Source organism: Pseudorhizobium tarimense (genome assembly GCF_022968135.1).
GTDB classification, from domain to species: domain Bacteria; phylum Pseudomonadota; class Alphaproteobacteria; order Rhizobiales; family Rhizobiaceae; genus Neorhizobium; species Neorhizobium tarimense.
In genome coordinates, this window is the sequence record NZ_JALJRA010000004.1 from 1 (window position 1) to 13,442 (window position 13,442).

At 58.7% G+C, this 13,442-nt stretch carries 15 protein-coding genes, 2 tRNA genes and 2 pseudogenes; 9 read left to right on the plus strand and 10 right to left on the minus strand.

Going from position 1 to position 13,442, the window contains the following annotated elements; translation table 11 throughout:
* Positions 1–64: 64 nt before the first annotated feature.
* The 4 genes from MUU54_RS24930 to MUU54_RS05380 all read left to right on the plus strand — a co-directional run bounded on the left by MUU54_RS24930 (position 65) and on the right by MUU54_RS05380 (position 2,833).
* The gene (locus MUU54_RS24930) at positions 65–541 is read left to right on the plus strand and encodes a GNAT family N-acetyltransferase (protein WP_376742058.1); all 477 of its coding nucleotides are present in this window, start codon (positions 65–67) and stop codon (positions 539–541) included.
* Positions 542–900: 359 nt separating this feature from the next.
* A complete protein-coding gene (locus MUU54_RS24935) occupies positions 901–1,017 on the plus strand; it encodes a hypothetical protein (protein ID WP_376742055.1) in 117 nt (38 codons plus the stop codon).
* 376 nt (positions 1,018–1,393) lie between these two features.
* Positions 1,394–1,879, plus strand: coding sequence for a DUF2231 domain-containing protein (locus MUU54_RS05375; protein WP_247243017.1), 486 nt, complete (start codon positions 1,394–1,396; stop codon positions 1,877–1,879).
* A 708-nt stretch (positions 1,880–2,587) separates the two neighbouring features.
* Positions 2,588–2,833: a DUF488 family protein gene (locus MUU54_RS05380; RefSeq protein ID WP_281433237.1), complete on the plus strand. Its 246-nt coding sequence runs from the start codon at positions 2,588–2,590 to the stop codon at positions 2,831–2,833.
* A gap of 161 nt (positions 2,834–2,994) precedes the next feature.
* Here the strand turns inward: MUU54_RS05380 and MUU54_RS05385 are convergent.
* A pseudogene (locus tag MUU54_RS05385) lies at positions 2,995–3,739 on the minus strand (sulfite exporter TauE/SafE family protein).
* Between the two features lie 111 nt (positions 3,740–3,850).
* Between MUU54_RS05385 and MUU54_RS05390 the strand changes: the two are divergent.
* A complete protein-coding gene (locus MUU54_RS05390; RefSeq protein ID WP_247243018.1) occupies positions 3,851–4,366 on the plus strand; it encodes a DUF1440 domain-containing protein in 516 nt (171 codons plus the stop codon).
* A 45-nt stretch (positions 4,367–4,411) separates the two neighbouring features.
* Positions 4,412–5,431 carry an SDR family oxidoreductase gene (locus MUU54_RS05395; protein WP_247243019.1) on the plus strand — a complete coding sequence of 340 codons (1,020 nt, stop codon included), beginning with the start codon at positions 4,412–4,414 and terminating at the stop codon, positions 5,429–5,431.
* A 138-nt stretch (positions 5,432–5,569) separates the two neighbouring features.
* Here the strand turns inward: MUU54_RS05395 and tyrS are convergent.
* The 4 genes and pseudogenes from tyrS to MUU54_RS05415 form a co-directional block, all read right to left on the minus strand.
* Positions 5,570–6,654: pseudogene (tyrS, locus tag MUU54_RS05400) on the minus strand (tyrosine--tRNA ligase).
* Positions 6,655–6,978: 324 nt separating this feature from the next.
* Positions 6,979–7,878 (minus strand): dihydrodipicolinate synthase family protein, encoded by a 900-nt coding sequence (locus MUU54_RS05405; RefSeq protein ID WP_247243020.1) that lies wholly within the window; start codon positions 7,876–7,878, stop codon positions 6,979–6,981.
* 17 nt (positions 7,879–7,895) lie between these two features.
* Positions 7,896–8,516: a LysE family translocator gene (locus MUU54_RS05410; protein ID WP_247243021.1), complete on the minus strand. Its 621-nt coding sequence runs from the start codon at positions 8,514–8,516 to the stop codon at positions 7,896–7,898.
* Between the two features lie 7 nt (positions 8,517–8,523).
* Positions 8,524–9,150 (minus strand): LysE/ArgO family amino acid transporter, encoded by a 627-nt coding sequence (locus tag MUU54_RS05415; RefSeq protein ID WP_247243266.1) that lies wholly within the window; start codon positions 9,148–9,150, stop codon positions 8,524–8,526.
* Positions 9,151–9,228: 78 nt separating this feature from the next.
* On the opposite strand from MUU54_RS05415, the gene MUU54_RS05420 reads away from it, so the two are divergent.
* Positions 9,229–10,119, plus strand: a complete 891-nt coding sequence (locus MUU54_RS05420; protein WP_247243022.1) for a LysR family transcriptional regulator ArgP — start codon at positions 9,229–9,231, stop codon at positions 10,117–10,119.
* Positions 10,120–10,409: 290 nt separating this feature from the next.
* Here the strand turns inward: MUU54_RS05420 and MUU54_RS05425 are convergent.
* The 5 genes from MUU54_RS05425 to MUU54_RS05445 all read right to left on the minus strand — a co-directional run bounded on the left by MUU54_RS05425 (position 10,410) and on the right by MUU54_RS05445 (position 12,080).
* Positions 10,410–10,486: transfer RNA gene (locus MUU54_RS05425), tRNA-Arg, on the minus strand.
* Positions 10,487–10,511: 25 nt separating this feature from the next.
* Complete coding sequence (locus MUU54_RS05430) at positions 10,512–10,817, minus strand: ETC complex I subunit (protein ID WP_247243023.1); 306 nt, start codon at positions 10,815–10,817, stop codon at positions 10,512–10,514.
* 47 nt (positions 10,818–10,864) lie between these two features.
* Positions 10,865–10,941 (minus strand) — tRNA-Pro (locus MUU54_RS05435).
* Positions 10,942–11,028: 87 nt separating this feature from the next.
* A complete protein-coding gene (locus MUU54_RS05440; protein ID WP_376742056.1) occupies positions 11,029–11,484 on the minus strand; it encodes a DUF192 domain-containing protein in 456 nt (151 codons plus the stop codon).
* Positions 11,485–11,501: 17 nt separating this feature from the next.
* On the minus strand, positions 11,502–12,080 hold the full coding sequence (locus MUU54_RS05445; protein WP_247243025.1) for a cold-shock protein: 579 nt from the start codon (positions 12,078–12,080) through the stop codon (positions 11,502–11,504).
* A 189-nt stretch (positions 12,081–12,269) separates the two neighbouring features.
* On the opposite strand from MUU54_RS05445, the gene MUU54_RS05450 reads away from it, so the two are divergent.
* Both MUU54_RS05450 and MUU54_RS05455 read left to right on the plus strand, forming a co-directional pair.
* On the plus strand, positions 12,270–12,710 hold the full coding sequence (locus MUU54_RS05450) for a VOC family protein (protein ID WP_247243026.1): 441 nt from the start codon (positions 12,270–12,272) through the stop codon (positions 12,708–12,710).
* 89 nt (positions 12,711–12,799) lie between these two features.
* Positions 12,800–13,321, plus strand: a complete 522-nt coding sequence (locus MUU54_RS05455; protein ID WP_247243027.1) for a hypothetical protein — start codon at positions 12,800–12,802, stop codon at positions 13,319–13,321.
* Positions 13,322–13,442 lie beyond the last annotated feature (121 nt).

A 13,442-nucleotide genomic window follows, 5' to 3' on the forward strand; every position in this document is an offset into this window, starting at 1 on the left:
ATCCATCTCTCCTCGTTGTGAAACGAGGGGGCAGTTCTTTATTTCGTTAGGGGGTCAGTTTCTCATTTCGCCTGACACATCTGATCGTTCTGCATGGACTGCATTTCTTTCGGACGCCGAAGCCACGCGGTTCATTGGCGGTCGCCAAGACGCCGCTGGGGCATGGAGGAACCTGTGGCTTTTTGCTGAGGCTTGGAGCATTCATGGGTACAGCAACTTTTCAGTAGTCGAGAAGGCAACAGCTCGCTGGGTGGGGCGAGCGGGCGCTTGGTCTCCTCCAGATTGGCCTGGGCAAGAAATCGGGTGGGCATTCAGCCGAGACGTCTGGGGAAGAGGGTATGCTACTGAGGCGGCCATTAGATGCTTGAAGTGGGCGTTCGATGAGCTTGGGTGGGCAGAGGCGGTGCACGTCATCCACCCTGAAAACTATGCTTCCATCGCAGTAGCAATAAAGATCGATGCGGTTCCCCGAGAAGTTGAGACTGCCGGGAACGACAGACTCTATGTGCCGAATGCCGTCATGACGCAGAAGCGGCCGTAGCATTGGAGAGCCCACTCGACCCAATGCAACCGTTGACGACGGATAGTCAGCAGCCTAGATGACGCCTTCGGTAGAAGGAGATTTATGCACAGAGGCAGTCATACTGGCCGCACCTAGCGGCATCGCCCGGCACTTAGAATAGTGGCCGGACCTCTTAGCAATCATTCTACGGAAGTTCACATGGCGAAAGATGAACTTGTAATCCGGCCTTCCCAGGCATCGGATACTAAAGCTCTGTCACACATTTGGCTCCAGGCGTCTCTAATTGCTCATCCGTTCATCGGCGAGCGTCGTTTGTTGGAGCAAGCTCACTTGTCGAAGACCAATACCTCCCGAGTGCGGAAACCTGGGTAGCGACTGTGACGGATCAACCGGTTGGCTTCATCAGCCTGCTAGACGCGTTCATTGGAGGATTATTTGTCTCCCCAGATCGACAAGGGCTTGGTTTGGGAGCCAGCTCATCGCTTACGCCTTGAGCTTGAAAGGTGAGCTTACTCTTGAAGTCTACACCTACACCATAAGGCATTGAGCTTCTACAGTCGGCTAGGCTTTCAAGAGCTTTCACGGCGCTCGGTCGATGACGAGGGCTTCCCATTCGAGAATGCGCGTTTGCGTCTAGCTGTCTAACGGCGGCCGGGCGGTGAAGCCGCCGCCCCATCGCTTCTTCCGTCGTTTGGGGCCGCTGGCCTGCTCGGCCCTATCACCAACATGCAGATCGACAAGTAACGGCGGCTTGGGTTCGAGAGTGGGTACGGCAGTGTGGTGCCGTTAGTGGCCATCATCTGCTTATACCTGTCTTCTGGAACTAGAACGGTGGAGCTTGGTTGCAGATCGAACGATGGAGGATACGTCATGAGCAACCGCAATCTCGCTGGCCTTGCAACAACGGCTCGGATCAAGGGCCATCCCCTGCACCCCCTCCTGGTCCCGCTACCAATAGGCTTCTTTGTCGCCACGCTCCTGTGCGATCTCGCATTTTGGTGGACTGCTGACCCTCTCTGGGCGACTGCCGGATTCTGGGCTCTTTTCGTGGCGATAGTTACCGCAGCGATTGCGGCGGTAGCGGGCTTGATCGACTTTGTCGGCAACCGCAAGATTCGGGCTCTCCGCGACGCTTGGCGTCACATGCTCGGAAACGTCGTTGCCGTCGTTGTGGCGATTGCCAGTCTCCTGCTCCGTTGGTCGGACGGACCTCCTTCGGTGGTCCCTTGGGGATTGGGAGCATCTATACTGATCTTCGTTCTCATCCTTTACACCGGGTGGAAAGGGGGCGAGCTATCCTACAGACACCGCGTAGGTATGCTGCCTGACGAAACGGAATCCCGCGATCCGAGGTGACCTCACTGGCATCTAGGCAGTAGTTCCGCCTAGCACCTTTGGCCTTGTTCCATCGTGATCTGAGCCTAGAACAGCGTAGTGGATGGACTGGAACCTTATCTTTCCATTCTCGATGACGAAGCTATCCGCTCCATCGACGGCTTCGAAGCGTGAGGAGGTTGCAGACCAGATGAGGAGGGCGTAGGGGCCGTGCACCTGCTTGACCTGATAGCTGAAGATAGCCTGAGGTAACTGCTGCGTCAGCGTCTGGCGGAATTGCGCAATGCGTCATGGCCCCTCATGTTCGAGTTGCTGGTGAGAAGCACCACGTGGGGGTCTGCCCGAAGCCGCAAGTGATCGTCCAACACTTCTTCAGGTGAGCGCGCATCTGCCATCTCTAGTGTACCTTCCTTCCTGACAACTTCATTCGTCGGAGTGCGATCAGAGCCTCTGATCTCCTCTACCGTCCGCTTGGCCGCCAAGGAGCCGCAAACGCGCATCCGGGCTATCTCCACCCGTCGGCCCCACCTTCTGATTTAATGGAGGACCCTCGCTGAAGCTCAGCGGCCACACCTGCTGCCGCTTCTCGCGCAAACATCAGCGTTTCCTGCAGAAGGTTCAACTGCTCATCAGGCTCCAACATCCCCACGCCCCCTTTGGACAGCGCGACAAACCCGCTAACCAAGGCGTCCTTCGTTAGTTCCGGGGGAACTTGAAAGCTGTAACGATCTGAAGCAGCTCCTTGCACTCGGCACCTCAAGACGTTGCGCCATCATGTGCGCGGAAAGCGTATGGTGGCGCTGCCATAGGAGGATCATTGGTGACTACCTTCTGCAGCAAGGCGTAAAGGTCTATCATCTGATGGAAGGCCCGAAAGTGACTCCGGCCAAACTCACCGAAGGCGCTGTCCTTCTCTATGAGCAACGGATCGTCTATCCCGGCATCACCAGCCAAGGCTGTTGTCAACCACTATAGCCGAAGGCAACAAGTCCCTCCCGCACCCTGCAGCGCTGTAGCAGCGGGTTACGAGGTACCAAGCTCACGCCATCGACCATAAAAACGGGGCGCTATTGATGATGCCTGCGCGGCGGATCAGCTTCCGCCGACCGTTGCCAGGACTAAACAGGAACTCTTGGTCACCAAACGCCCCGCAGCATCATTTCGGAGCCAAGAATAATGAGCGCGATCAGGAACCAGCGTTTGAACTTCGCGGGGCTGACAGATTGTCTTATTCGCTGGCCAAACCACATGCCGATCAGCGCGGGGCAACGGCGAGAGCTGAGAAGGCTACCCCGTTGAATTGGAACGCTCCACGCGATGCGAGCCCCACCACAAGCGCTATGGTCGACACCGTGAACGAGAGACCCAGAGCCTGAACCAGGCCGTCTTTATTGAAGCCCAAAGCTTGCACATAGGGCACAGCGGGAATGACGAAGACACCTGTGGCCCCGGTGACGATTCCGGTAGTCAGCCCGACCACGGGTGAAAGCCAACGCTCATGAGCCGGATTGATCGGCAGGGCTTGGCGAGCAGCGTATAGAGTGCATAGGCGCTGAGGGCGAGGCCGAGCGCGAATGTGCTTGCGCTGGTGCTCCCGGCCAACATGGATGCACTGGCAATCGTACCGACAAAGATGGCGGCCATCATCGTGGCCAGCCGCCTCACAATCGGCATTAGGTTTGGGCCAGCAACTAGCTGCCAGACGTTCGTCACGAACGATGGAATGATGAGCATGGCTGCGGCTGCAACTGGTGAAATCAGTGCGCCGAGGACACCCATCGCGACGGTTGGAAGTCCCAAGCCGGTGACGCCTTTGATCGTCCCGGCAACCAGAAACGTTGCTCCGATGATGAGTAGTGACGTGATAGACGGGTCGCTCATGACTTCTAGTAAAAGAACAGGGCGCGTCCTTGCCAGCACTTTCAACGCGTCGTCGGAACATTGCCTTCTGGGCCTTGTTCTCGCTGAAGATGTTGTCCCGGGAGAACGCGGATGAGCGGCGGTGGACGAAGCAGCGCGGTAGCAGATGTGCTGATTGGCGCAGCAGCCGGAGCGGCAGCGGTATGGGTCATGGATCGGGTGGACTGGTTCAACCTAAGGCACGAGGCTCCTGAAGCTCGTCGACGAACTCAAGCTGTTCGGCCCGGCGGGATGGACCCCGCACACGTCATCGTCAACACCGCAGCGCAGTCGCTGGGGCAGGAACTGAAGCCAAGGGAGGAGAATACAGTCGGCAAGACGGTCCATTACGGCCTTGGTACAATCTCTGGTGCCCTCTACGGCACGCTTCGCCACCGAGTGCCTGCCCTCACCACTGGCGCAGGCACTCTGTTTGGTCTTGGGATGTTCTTTTTGCAAGACGAAGGCTTGAACGCCATGTTGGGGCTTTCCGAAAAGCCAAGGCGATATCCCTGGCAGGCGCATGCGAGAGGTTTCGTCGCGCACGCTGTTTATGGCCTCGTGCTAGATGCAGCTCTGAAACGTTCAGATCATTTGCGCCGTCGATGACGAGTCTTGATCCGACGGGAAATGGGCGTGGCTGCTGGAGAGAGCATGAAGATTAGGCTGAAGCCGCTTCACGAGCAGACCATAGTCCTTACCGGCGCTACCAGTGGGAATGGTTTGGCGACGGCCAGAGCAGCAGCGAGACGCGGAGCAGCACTGGTACTTGCCGCTCGCAATCGAGACGTCCTGGAGGAAATCGCCGCCGACCTTCGCAAGGAAGGTGCAAGAGTCGTGACCTGCGTCGCAGACGTGGCGGATGAAAAGGCCGTCGAGCGCATATATGAGACTGCCATCGCGGAGTTTGGTGGCTTCGACACCTGGGTCAACGATGCCGCTGTCGGCACCTACGGCACGATGGAGAAGGTCTCGATGGAAGACCATCGGCGGATTTTCGACATCAACTACTTCGGTCTGCTGAAGGGCTCACTACTTGCGGCCGGACACCTACGGTATCGCGGAGGTGCCATCATCAATATAGGTTCCGTTCTTTCCGACCGCAGCTCGATCCTTCAAGGGGCGTATTCTGCATCGAAGCACGCTGTTAAGGCGGCCACGGATGCGCTTAGAATGGAGCTGGCGGAAGAAGGCGCACCGGTGTCAGTGACGCTGATAAACCCGAGCGCCATCCATACCCCCTTTCCTGAACATGCCCGAAATTACATGGAGGAGCCCGCCCGCCTCCCGCCGATCCTCTACGATCCAAGGCTCGTTGCCGATGCCATCCTTTTTGCAGCCGAGCACCCAAGGCGGCAACTATATGTCGGCTTCAATGGGTATCTCATCTCCCTGGGAGGCAGGTTCGCCGCAGGTTTCACTGACAAGCTGATGACGATGCTGGGTCGACGGTTACAGACTGATGCTGATCAAGCTGGCAGGCCCGCAGCCAAGGACAATCTTCATGAGCCAAAGGAAGATGGATCGGTAGAGGGGAGCCAGAGCTACTACGTGAGAAGAACGAGCGTGTGGCTTGAGGTGCAGAAACATCCCGCGCGGGCGCTCGCGACAGTCGCCTCGGTTGCCGCTGTGATGGCTGTCATTGCCTCAGCCTCTCGTCGCCGCCTCCGTTAGCCGCTCCAGAGTAAGCGGTGTTTTCCTCGCACATTGACCAAGCTCGATGGGCCATTCCGAAAAATGCCGCTAGGATGTTGATGGCAAGATGCGCCATAAGCGGACGAAGCGCCGGGCACAATACCCGACGCGTCTTTATCACCTAACGACGGCGTGGCGTTTTCGCCCGAAGGAAAGCCGGACGGGGGATGGCTGTACCAACACCACAAGATCGAGGTCTTCAACGACGCTCCCGTCAAGCCGCACTCCGCGACTTGCAATCGCTCTCCTTGCCTCACTCTTCGACGACGACAGCCCTGTACGGACTAGGAGATCAACGAGAGAGACGCCAGCGGATCGTTCCTCATCAACAAGCTGGAGTGTAGGCAGTCCCTGCGCGGCCTCACCATGTTCGAACGTCTGCTTCGCGGTAGCCGCTGCCTCCCTCGCTGCATCCATTCCGTGCGCGAGGCAGGTGGCTTCATGGGCAAGACGTTCCTTGACTGCGTTGAGTTCCACGCCCTTTGCGCGGCCGAGACGCTCGATCTCGTCCATCGGCAGGTCGGTGAAGAGCTTGAGGAAGCGCGCGACATCGGCATCCTCCGTATTGCGCCAGAACTGCCAGTAGTCGTAGGGCGACAGGCGGTCCTCATTCAGCCATACGGCTCCGGCCGCAGTCTTGCCCATCTTCACACCTGAAGACGTGGTGAGAAGCGGAGCTGTCATACCGAAGACCTCCTGCCCCTCGGTCCGCCGCACCAATTGAATGCCATTGATGATGTTACCCCACTGATCGGCTCCGCCCATTTGTAAGCGGCAGCCTGCGCAGCGGGATAGTTCGAGAAAATCGAAGGCCTGGAGGATCATGTAGTTGAACTCCAGGAAGCTCAGGTTCTCCTGCTTCTCCAGCCTTGTTCTGACGCTGTCGAAGGAGAGCATGCAGTTGACCGAGAAGTGCCTGCCGACATCTCTCAGCATGTCGATCCAGCGGATGTTGTCCAGCCAATCCGCATTGTTGACCATCACCGCATCCGTTGGGCCGTCACCGAAGACGAGAAGGCGGTCGAAGACCTTTCTGATCCCCGCGATGTTGCTGGCGATCTGCTCGTCCGTCACCCTTCCTCGAAGGCGGAATCGAGGCCAGCGAGGTCCGTCGCCTGGTTTACGTAACCGCGTTCGACCAGCGTCTTCAGCACTGGCGAACGTGGTTTGAATTGGTCAGTGGTGGTCTCTGAGTGTGTCACGAGAAGTCTCCTGGTTATGCCGCCAGGGGGTTCTCCAGAATGAACAAAGCCGCCTGACGGCGGCTTGTTTCAAGGCATGATCGAAACGCGCCGCTCCTTATGGAGAGGTCGCATAATAGATTGCGGCGATGAGCACGGTCTTGATCATGGGGCGGCTCATATATGAGTTTCCCTCTCGCCGCAAGGCAGGCTTCAATACCGGTTGGGCCGACTACCGCCTTGGCGAAAACGCCGCCACAAGCGGACGTGGCAGGCGAAGATTACACGGTAGACCACCCATCCAGGGAACAGCTTCTTAGAAAGCCGCAAGCAGAAATCTGGTCGTCATACAGTTTGCAATAGGGGTTCTATCGCCGCGACCACTTTTTCTCGTGACTTGCCCTCAAGCGGAAGAAGCGGCCGAGGTGGAGCTAGTCTTCTAAGTCCGATCAGCTCTACCAAGAGGTACATGACCCTGAGACTACCGAAGGTCTTGAAGGTGTCCCAAAGGGCTGCAAGCCGAGCGTCAATTCTACGTGCCGCATCGACATTCCCTGTCTGCGCGGCCCTCACCATCGCCACGACGGGATCAGGAAGCGTGCCGCCGAGAACACTGTAGAACGTGTCTGCGCCCGCTAGCATTGCATCTGCCGTGCCCCAATCGCCGCTATATCCAACGGCGAGGCCAGTTCGTCCGCGCAGGCTCGCTAATTCGCAGGCGAGGCCTCCGTCTGCGGGCAATGGCATTTTGGCGGCCTTGATCGTAGGCAGGCTAGATAGCCGCGCCAATAGGTCCAGACTGAAGCTGAAATGCGTGGTGCTGGGGTTATTGTAGATGCAGAGCGGAAGACCGGACGCCTGGGTGACGGCCCGATAATGCTCATATGCCTCGTCCTGGGTGAGCGGTGTATAGGAGACCGGGGCCAGGAGCATGGCATCAACGCCAGCGGCTTCAGCATCCCGCGCAAGATGTTGCGCCTCGTCCGTGCGTAGGGCCCCGACACCTGCGATCAGCGGCACCCTGCCACCAACGCACTCTACGGCCGCGTCGATCGTGCGACGCCGTTCAGCGCGAGTCAGGTAGGCGTAGATGCCCGTCGAGCCGAGTAGGCCGATGGAGTCCACTTTCGCTTCACAGAGGCGGTCCAACAGTTGCGCCAGAGTTTCTGTATCAACCCGACCATTCTCGTCTGCTGGCGTGATCGGAAAAGCGGAAAGCCCGTGGAAGGGTGATAGGCTATGCATTGTGGTCCCCAGAACGATTATCTTGAAAAGAGCAGTCGGATTCCAGCGACGGCAAAGAACACGGCAAGCACGCCTTCGAACCAACGTCTTGCCCTGGCATAGACCCTTGCCATCGGCGCTGTGGAGAACAAGAGCGCGTATCCGCAAAAGATGATGACGCCGAGAATGATGCAACCGATAAGCGCGACCGCAACAGTGGCAGGTGTCGCATCCGGGCGAAGCCCGAGTGACATGATCGCAAGCCAGGCGAACACAGCCTTGGGATTGCCTACATGCATGAGTAGGCCGCTACGATAGAACGTCCAACCGTTCGGCGCGGCAACCGCCGTCTGGCCCAACTTGATGTCATGTCTCGCGGCTGATCGTGCTGCTTTCAAGGCAAGCCACAATAGATAGAGCCCACCCGCCACCTTCAGGATCGTGATGGCGTTTGCATAGGTGGTTAGAACAGCCGAAACGCCCGTCGCAGCGATCGTTCCCCAGACGACAGACATGGTGACGACCCCTGCGGCCAAAGAAAGTCCGGACCTGCGGCCGTAGCGCATGGAAGCATTCATGATCGCCATGTTGCTCGGACCCGGACTAGCTACCGCGATGACGTAAGCTGCATAAACCATCATCAGGTCTGAAACGGTCATGATGGCTTCACCTCGCTTGGTTGAGTGCGCTCAGTACAAGCGACGCTGCAAGGCTTAGCATGACAATGCCCACGACTGCGTCCAAAATTCGCCAGGCAACAGGGCGGGTGAACACTGGCTGGAGCAGACGAGCGCCGTAGCCGAGAATGGCGAACCATGTGAAGCTTGCCGTTGCAGCGCCCACCGCAAAGAAGGGTCGTGATGCCTCAGGCTGCGCAGACGCAGCCGTTCCCATCAAGAGGACCGTATCAAGATAGACGTGGGGATTGAGAAAGGTGAACGCGGCACCCGTGACCATGGCACGACCGAGCGAAAGTCTCTCAGTCGCTGTCAATGACATGGCGTTCGTTGAGGTCATCCGGCGAAGGGCAGTGATACCATACCATGCCAGGAAAAGTGCGCCACCAACCGTCAGGATCGTCGCCAACTTCGGTAGAGCAGTCAGAAACACGCCCACGCCGCTGACACCGGCCGCGATGAGCAGGGCATCCGAGAGGCTGAAGAACAGAACGACTGCCCCAACGTGCTCTCCCTTGAGCCCTTGACGCAGTACGAAGAGGTTCTGGGCACCGATCGCCATGATGAGTGCGGCCGAAAGGGCAAAGCCAGAAACGAATGGGGTCACATGATTCATCATAGGCAACTCTGATGCCGTGATGGCTACGGTAAGTAAAACTTGTTTTTCTTCACCGCATAAAGCATTGCTTCATTCATGCTGGATTACCCCGCTCTTGCAGCCGTAGCCGCTGTCCTCCGGGAAGGCACCTTTGAACGGGCCGCACTCGCTTTGGGAATCACGCCCTCCGCTGTGTCGCAACGTGTTCGAGGTATGGAAGAACGCATAGGAGCCATCCTGGTGATACGGGGAAATCCGTGCCTGCCGACGAAACTTGGCCTTTCGCTTTGCGCCCACTTCGACCGCGTTCGTCTCCTGGAAACTGATCTCGCGCCCGATCTTGCGTTGCATGCGGACAAAGAACGCTCACGGGTTCCTCTGAAAGTCGCTGTCAACGCAGATAGCCTGGCGACATGGTTTCCTGAGGCAGCAAGGTCCTTTGGCAATACATCCAGCCTGCCGCTCCACCTGGTTCTGGATGATGAGGCTTACACTGGAGACCGCCTTCGCTCAGGGGAAGTAGTTGCCGCTGTGACTGCCGACGCCCGGTCTGTGCAGGGTTGTCGCCTGGTCCCGCTCGGGTCGCTGCGCTATGCCGCCTGCGCTAGCCCCGACTTCCTCGCTCGTTTCTTCCCTCATGGCATATCCGCTGCCCAACTGGCGGAAGCGCCTTGCCTGCGCTTCGATAGGCGGGACGGGCTTCAAGCAAGATGGGCGAGAGAAATGTACGGTATCGAGCTTGATGCTCCGACATATACAGTCGCCTCAACTCATGCGTTCATCGACCTGGCCGTGAACGGATTGGCCTGGGGCATGCAACCCGTCCAACTGGCTGAACCGCACATTGCAGACGGGCGACTGGTTGAACTCGATCCAAAGGTACGGATTGACGTCAAGTTGAACTGGATCGTTGCTGGTCTTCCGATAGCGTCTATCGATCATCTGACGAAGGCTGTTCGGTCGTCAGCGCAGAACGCGTTGTTTTGACGAGTTGCGGAACTATATGCTGGCGCTCTTGCCGACAGCTTCTCGACGCTTCCGACGTGCCGCCCAGTTGTCCCCTTTGGGCCGACGGCAGTCTCCCCCTTCGCGCCGACTGCTGACTTCTGCCTTCAGTCCGCCACGATGGGCCTGAGGAAGAAGCCGACAGCACTGTCAGATAACGGGAGATGCCCACTTCAAATTCAGCGGCTGGACCCTATCAGGCAGCGAGCGGACAAACCAATTCGGCAAGATCAATAGCAATTACAGTCGCTTGCGTGGATGAAAACATAAAGTGGCGACCCCGGCAGGATTCGAACCTGCGACCATTCGCTTAGAAGGCGAATGCTCTATCCAGCTGAGCTACGGGGCCGAGTGGCGCGGAAACGCCAGGATTTTCAATGGGTCCAGGGCTGGATACGGTTGTAGCGGAAGTTGTCCGTGTAGGACACGGCCTGGCGGACCACTTCCTTCGGCGGAATCACGCGGTAATCGATGCCTTCGCGCTTGGCATAGGCTTCCGCCTGCTCCTGCGTTTCGAAGGTTAGCCTGACCTGCTGGCGCATGTCCGAGGATGAGGTATAGCCGAGGATGGGATCGATGCGCCGCGGGGCTTCCTGATCGAATTCCAGAACCCAGAGATGGGTCTTGGCCTTGCCGGACTGCATGGCGTTTCGTGCGGGACGATAGATCTTGGCGGACATTCGCGACGACGCTCCCTGAATGGCCGGATTGTGTCCTTTCCGGCGCGTGGTCGGAGTGGAGAGATTCGAACTCCCGACCCTCTGGTCCCAAACCAGATGCGCTACCAGACTGCGCTACACTCCGTTCTCACGTTTACCAGCGAGATACACGCTTCCCCGCTGGCCTGCAACTGCAAAAATCGAACGTCCACCAAGCACCAACGGTTCCGTGTCACTTGCCGGCGTCGATGCGCTTGTTGATCACACGGTCCCCTACATCAATCCCCAGTTCATCAGCCCGACCGCCGTTCAACTCGAGCACATAGGCGACTGGGCCACGCGAATCGATGATCGTTTCGGAGAAAGGCACCGCCCTTTCGTAAATATGAGAGATCGTGCCGTCGCGCTGGATGAAGACCATGTCGAGCGGAAGGGGCGTGTTCTTCATCCACATCGAGACGGGCCGGCTCTCGCCGAAATCGAAGAGCATCCCATGATCGGCAGGCATGCTTTCCCTGTGCATCAGGCCTTGCGATCGCTCCTGTGGTGTCAGGGCAAGCTCGACCTCGAACGTATGCGTCTTGCCGTCCTCCGTCTGGATCAGGAGCTCCTGCCGGTCGAACTGCTGCTGCGCCGAGACGGCATTCGCCAGAAACAGAAAAAGCGCCATGAAGGCGCTCTTCGTCATGAGGGTTAGCATTCTCATCAATGGGCCCTGCTGATCGGATTGGGGTTGTCGGGATGGATTTCCGCCGCCATGAGCCCCTTGTCGCCGGGCCCGAAGCGCACCAGCACCACTTGGCCGGGGCGAAGCTCCGTCAGCCCGAAGCGGCGCAGCGTCTCCATGTGGATGAAGATGTCTTCCGTCCCCTCGCCGCGCGTCAGGAAGCCGAAGCCCTTGGTGCGATTGAACCATTTCACCAGCGCCCGCTCTAGGCCGCTCGTCGGCGTCACCTGCACATGCGTGCGCACCGGCGGCATCTGCGAAGGATGCACCGCGGTCGACTGGTCCATCGAGAGGATGCGGAAGGCTTGGTAGCCGCGCTCACGCCGCTGAATGAGAGCGACGATCCGCGTTCCTTCCAGAATGGTCTGGTAGCCGTCGCGCCGCAGGCATGTCACGTGCAGCAGCACGTCCTGCATGCCGTTGTCGGGCACGATGAAGCCGAACCCCTTGGCAACATCGAACCACTTCACGACACCGGTAATCTCGATCAGATCGACAGGCTCGCCGGCGAGATCCTCGATCTCCACCATGCCCTTCGATGACAGTCTGTCAGCCATGTCTGTCGGCCCCTCGATTACGCGCTACGGCCCGGTTAACTGATTCTGAAGGATAGATTAACATCCTGCTAACGGTCCAGCGCAAGTACCCGCCTTGGATTTATCCGCACCGTTTCTATCTTCACTGGCTTGCCCGGAACTGGTGCCCTGGCACATATAGCGGCTGCCAAAACAGGAGATCACAAGCTGATGCGTTACCTTCATACAATGGTCCGCGTGAAGGACCTCGATGCCTCCATGCGCTTCTATACCGACCTGATGGGGCTGAAAGAGGTCAGGCGTACCGAAAACGAAAAGGGCCGGTTCACGCTGATCTTCCTGGCAGCCCCGGAAGATGTCGACGCCGCGCGCGACAGAGGGGCACCCTGCCTGGAGCTCACCTACAACTGGGATCCGGAAGATTACGCCGGAGGCCGTAACTTCGGGCACCTCGCCTATGAGGTGGAGGACATCTACGCCTATTGCCGCAAGCTGATGGACAATGGCGTCACCATCAACCGCCCGCCACGCGACGGCAACATGGCGTTCGTGCGCTCACCCGACGGAATCTCGATCGAGATCCTCCAGAAGGGCCCTGCCCTTGCGCCAACCGAACCGTGGTCCTCAATGGAAAACACCGGCAGCTGGTAACCGCCGCCTGCCTCGGACGCTTGCTCTCGCTCTGCGGCCGGGGCACGCTTCCTCCGACGATTCGCGACAACAGCCGGACGGGAAGCAGAATGCCTAAAACTTGGCACAGATGGCAGCGGCGGCATGTGGCCAATTTCATGGTCCAGGGCCTCTTGATCTTCGCGCTCGCCGGATGCGCGACCAGCGGCAAGAAGGAAGATGAAGACGGGGCAAGCGGGCAAGCCAAGCCTGCCGTGTCTGCGAAAGGACTTCTTGCCAAGGGCGGCACCACCGTCTCGAACGACTACGTGGATCCGGGCCTGGTCTCCGCCGCCTCCGTTGCCGAGAACGGCGCTCCGCCAGACGCAGGCCCCGCCATGGCGCAGGCGCAACCGGGCTTCGCAGAACTGGTCACACAGCCGACCGGAATCCGAGCGGGCAGCATCAGCATCTTCTCCGGCAGTGTGGCCACCACTGCAGATCCGGCTGCAACGGCAACGATCCCCGCGACTGCAACTCCCGGGCGGGTCAATGCCACGGCTGGCAGCGTCTTCAGCGCCCCCGCACCAGCTGTTATGCCAGCCACGCGCTCCTGCGGAACGGCTGCCGACGGGATGCCGCTAAGCTGCTGACTTTCCCCAGTTTTAAACCCATTTTCCGCCAATGATTCACCTGTCATTTTTTTGCAGAAAATAATGATTTCGCGCTTGCCGGTTCCAAATCGCCCCACTATAAGAGCGCTCACCGCACGCG